1 protein-coding gene and 1 pseudogene are annotated in these 1,161 nt (G+C 65.8%); one reads left to right on the plus strand and one right to left on the minus strand.

What is annotated here, in order from left to right; translation table 11 throughout:
* Positions 1–433: pseudogene (locus tag PGX04_RS17175) on the plus strand (mannose-1-phosphate guanylyltransferase); the annotation flags it as partial.
* 34 nt (positions 434–467) lie between these two features.
* Here the strand turns inward: PGX04_RS17175 and PGX04_RS17180 are convergent.
* Entirely contained in the window at positions 468–707 is a 240-nt protein-coding gene (locus tag PGX04_RS17180) for a CDGSH iron-sulfur domain-containing protein (protein WP_273739636.1), read from the minus strand.
* Positions 708–1,161 lie beyond the last annotated feature (454 nt).

Below are 1,161 nucleotides of genomic sequence, written 5' to 3' on the forward strand. Positions count from 1 at the left end.
CGCGCTGTTGCGGGAAGCGCGCCACTCGCCGCTCGCGCCGCAGGTCGAGACGCTCGAGGAGGGCGACCGGGAGCGGGGCTTCGACGCGGTCGATCCGGTTAGCGTGGATTACGCGATCATGGAACGGGCGTCGGACGCGTTCGTGACGCCGCTATCGCTCGGCTGGGACGATCTCGGAACGTGGGACGCCGTCGGACGAGCCCTCGAGACGAGCGGTGACGACGACGTGGAAAACGAAATCATCGCCGGCGAGGTCCGCTCGATCGACGCGGCGGACAACGTCGTCGCTGCGCCCGACTCGCACGTTTCACTGCTCGAGGTCGATGAGCTGATCGTCGCCGCGTTCGACGACCGGATTCTCGTCGCGCCCCGGGGAGCGTCCCAGCGGGTCCGAGACGTGGTCGACCGGCTCCGCGAGCGCGACGCGTTCTGAGAAATCGGAACGCGGGACCAGGGCGAGGAATCGCCTACTCGTCCTCGCCGTCGTCGACCGTCACGACCCGCTCGACTTCACGACGCTCGCCGTCCTCGTAGACGTAGGTCGCGTCGTCGTCCTCGTCGCGCGTCGCCCGATGGCTCCCGTCACAGAACGGAAACGAGTCCGACAGCCCGCACTGACAGACCGCGATGTCTCCCTTTTCGTCGTCGATATCGGACGCCTCGAGCTTGCGTGGTCCGCTGTCATCGAGTTCGACCAGTCGCGTCATCGGGGACGTTTCGGGCCGCCGCGTTCAAAACGCTTCGCTCGAGTCGAGATAGCGCTCGTCGAGTCCGGCTCCGTCGCTCGCTATCTCCTGTGAATAGAACGGTGTGTTCTGGAGGAGTTTGGTGAGAAAAAGCGTCCTGCTATCGTGGCAACAGGGAATCGCCACGCCCTCCCCAGCCGATTCGTTCGCTCCTGCCGTCGCTCACTCATCCCTCGCACGGCTTCGAACCACGGCTCACTATCCGTTCGCCGCGGTCCAGCGAGCGCCACCGCACGCCAGTTGACCGGTCCGAAGTGACACATAGATTGCCTGTACTCACCGGTAGTCTCTCATCCACTGATTTTCAGTGGCCCCTCTCGTCTCCGTCATCGACGGCCTCGAGCGAAACGGCCGTCGCGTCGCCGACCAGCGCGTCCTCGATCGCGGTCCGAACCCTCGCCGGATCGGCGGGGCC

This window comes from Natrinema soli (assembly GCF_028618695.1).